This is a genomic window from Sandarakinorhabdus oryzae (genome assembly GCF_009733735.1).
In the GTDB taxonomy this organism is placed as follows: domain Bacteria; phylum Pseudomonadota; class Alphaproteobacteria; order Sphingomonadales; family Sphingomonadaceae; genus Sandarakinorhabdus; species Sandarakinorhabdus oryzae.
In genome coordinates, this window is record NZ_WNJP01000272.1 from 1 (window position 1) to 2,402 (window position 2,402).

Here is a 2,402-nt window from a genome sequence, read left to right on the forward strand (position 1 = left end):
TCGGCGCTGTCGCGCAGTTCAGCCGGCAGCCGCGCCGCCAGCCGCGCCCAGGCTTCGCGCGGGCCGTTCAGCCGCGCCTGAGCATCGGTGGTGAAGCGGGTGCGGCTGGAAAAGCGGATGTCGGCCGCCCGCTCCTCCACGTCGGCCAGGCTGGTCGGCAGCGGGCCGCGCGCCGGGAAGAGATCGACCTGGAAAATGGCCAGATCCGTCTCGTCATCGTCGGCCAGCACATGATCGAGCGGGGTATTGGAGACGAGGCCGCCGTCCCACCAATATTGGCCATCGATCTCCACGGCCGGCAGCCCCGGCGGCAGGGCGCCCGAGGCCATGATGTGGCGCACGTCCAGCCGTTCCCGCGCCGTGCAGAAATAGCGGAAATTGCCGGTCTCGACATTCACCGCACCCACCGCCAGCTGCACCGCCCCGCTGTTGAGCAGATCCCAATCGACCAGTTCGTTCAGCGTGTCCTTCAGTTCACTGGTGTCATAAAGCGACGTCTGACCGGGCCACCACTGCGGCCACCACGGCCAGCGCGGTCGGAAAAAGCCGGGGGCGCCCAGCAGCTGGGTGGCCGCCGCCTCGGTCTGATGACGCACCAGATCGGCAACCGGATTGGCTTGCGCTGGCATCAGCCAGGGCGACGCCGGCCCGCTGGTCACCCGCTCCCAGAACGCCCGCAACCGCTCGGCGCGCCGCTCCGGCGGATTACCGGCGATCAGCGCGCCGTTGATGGCGCCGATGGAGATGCCCGCCACCGCGTGCGGGCAACAGCCCGTGCCGGCCAGCGCCGTGAACACCCCGGCCTGGTAGCTGCCAAGCGCGCCACCGCCCTGCAGCACCAGCACGCGCTGGCCTGGCAGGGCATCAAGCGGGCTCATGGCCGGCCGGCGCTCACTGCACCCCCAGCAGTTCGACCTCGAAGATCAAGGTGGCGCCGGGCGGGATCACGTCGCCGGCGCCATTTTCGCCATAGCCGGCGGCCGGCGGCACGATCAGCGCGCGCTTGCCACCCACCTTCATGCCCGCCACCCCTTCATCCCAGCCCAGGATCACCTCGCCCTGGCCCAGCGTGAACACGAACGGCCGGCCGGTGGTGCGGCTGCTGTCAAACTGCTTGCCCTTGCCGCCATCGATATAGAGCCAGCCGGTGTAGTGCACCGCCACGGCGCGACCTGGCTCGGCCATGGCGCCAGTTCCCACCTTCACGTCCGTCACGCGGGTGCCGCCAGGCAGCACCGTCTGCTGGGCGGTGGCGGCGGTGGCAATGAGGGCGATGGGGGCGATGAGGGCGCGGATCATGGGGTGAGACTTGGCGGCTTCCCGCAACCAGATCAAGGGCCAACAAGGCCCAGACGCTTGCCGAAGAAGGCGATCACCCGGGTTTCCGCGTCCTTGCCGGGGCCTTCGGTGGGCAGATGGATGGTAAGCACCGAATGCGGTGGCCGCCCGGTGCCCTGGCGCGCATGTTCGGGTTCCAGCGTCACATCCTCGAAGCGGTCACCAAACTCGCGGGCATAACGTTCAAAGCGGGCATCGGGCACGAACGCATCGCCGCGATAGCGCAGGCCGAGGATGGTCAGGTCCTCGGCTGCCAGCCGCTGCTTCGCGCAGGCAATTTCGGCCGGGGTGGCATCGATGCTGCCCTGCTTGGCGCCGCCCAAGGGAAGGCTGGGCTGGCTCAGCACGGGGGCGATCACGCTGGGTTCGGTCATCATCGCCAGCGCAAAGCCGCCGGTGAAGCACATGCCGACGGCGCCGACGCCGGGCCCGCCACACTCTTGATGCGCCGTCCGCGCCAGCGCCCGCAACCAGTCGACGATCGGGCTGGAGCGGCCGTCCTTCCAGGCCGCGAACTCGCGCCGGATGCAGACGTTGAGGAACATCTGCTGCAAGGCATAGCCGGTGGTCACCGGTTTGCCCGGCGTGCCGAACAGGCTGGGGCAGAACACGGTCATGCCGGCGTCCACCAGCCGGTCGGCAAAGTCGATCACCTGATCGTGCAGGCCTGGGATTTCGTGGATGACAATCACCGCCGGCCCCTGCCCGCGGCGATAGACGGGCCTTGTGTAGGGGCCGGCGGAGAAATCGGTGAGGTTGTAGTCGGAAAGCGGCATGGCGGGTCCCCCTGTGGTGGGGAGATTGCGGTGGGGATTGGTGGATGACAAGCGCCATCAGCGCACACGGCTCCTCTCCCGCTTGCGGGAGGGGTTGGGGGTGGGAATTGCCAAAAGGGGCGGATGTGAGTGCGGCCGGCGGCAGAGCCGCCGAGTCCGCAGAGGGGAGTCAAGGAAGGAAGGAAAAGGCGTGGCGGAGCCACGCCGTCGAAGCTGTTCTGCCGGCTTGCGGCCGGCAGCCAGCCCGGCCGGCCTTGCGCGAGTCCGCGCGCGGCACGCGCGCGGCCG

3 protein-coding genes are annotated in these 2,402 nt (G+C 69.3%); all 3 read right to left on the reverse strand.

Annotated features, from left to right (window positions below; genetic code table 11):
- The coding region (locus GJ693_RS15445; protein ID WP_156257134.1) for a patatin-like phospholipase family protein at positions 1–878 on the reverse strand (878 nt) is incomplete at its 3' end.
- Between the two features lie 13 nt (positions 879–891).
- Positions 892–1,299: an FKBP-type peptidyl-prolyl cis-trans isomerase gene (locus GJ693_RS15450; RefSeq protein ID WP_156257135.1), complete on the reverse strand. Its 408-nt coding sequence runs from the start codon at positions 1,297–1,299 to the stop codon at positions 892–894.
- 32 nt (positions 1,300–1,331) lie between these two features.
- Positions 1,332–2,114: a dienelactone hydrolase family protein gene (locus GJ693_RS15455; protein WP_156257136.1), complete on the reverse strand. Its 783-nt coding sequence runs from the start codon at positions 2,112–2,114 to the stop codon at positions 1,332–1,334.
- Between the last annotated feature and the right edge of the window lie 288 nt (positions 2,115–2,402).

Bases quoted from the DNA above. Each gene is read 5' to 3' on its own strand.
- GJ693_RS15450 (WP_156257135.1), bottom strand. From the start codon at position 1,299: ATGATCCGCGCCCTCATCGCCCCCATCGCCCTCATTGCCACCGCCGCC.
- GJ693_RS15455 (WP_156257136.1), bottom strand. From the start codon at position 2,114: ATGCCGCTTTCCGACTACAACCTCACCGATTTCTCCGCCGGCCCCTAC.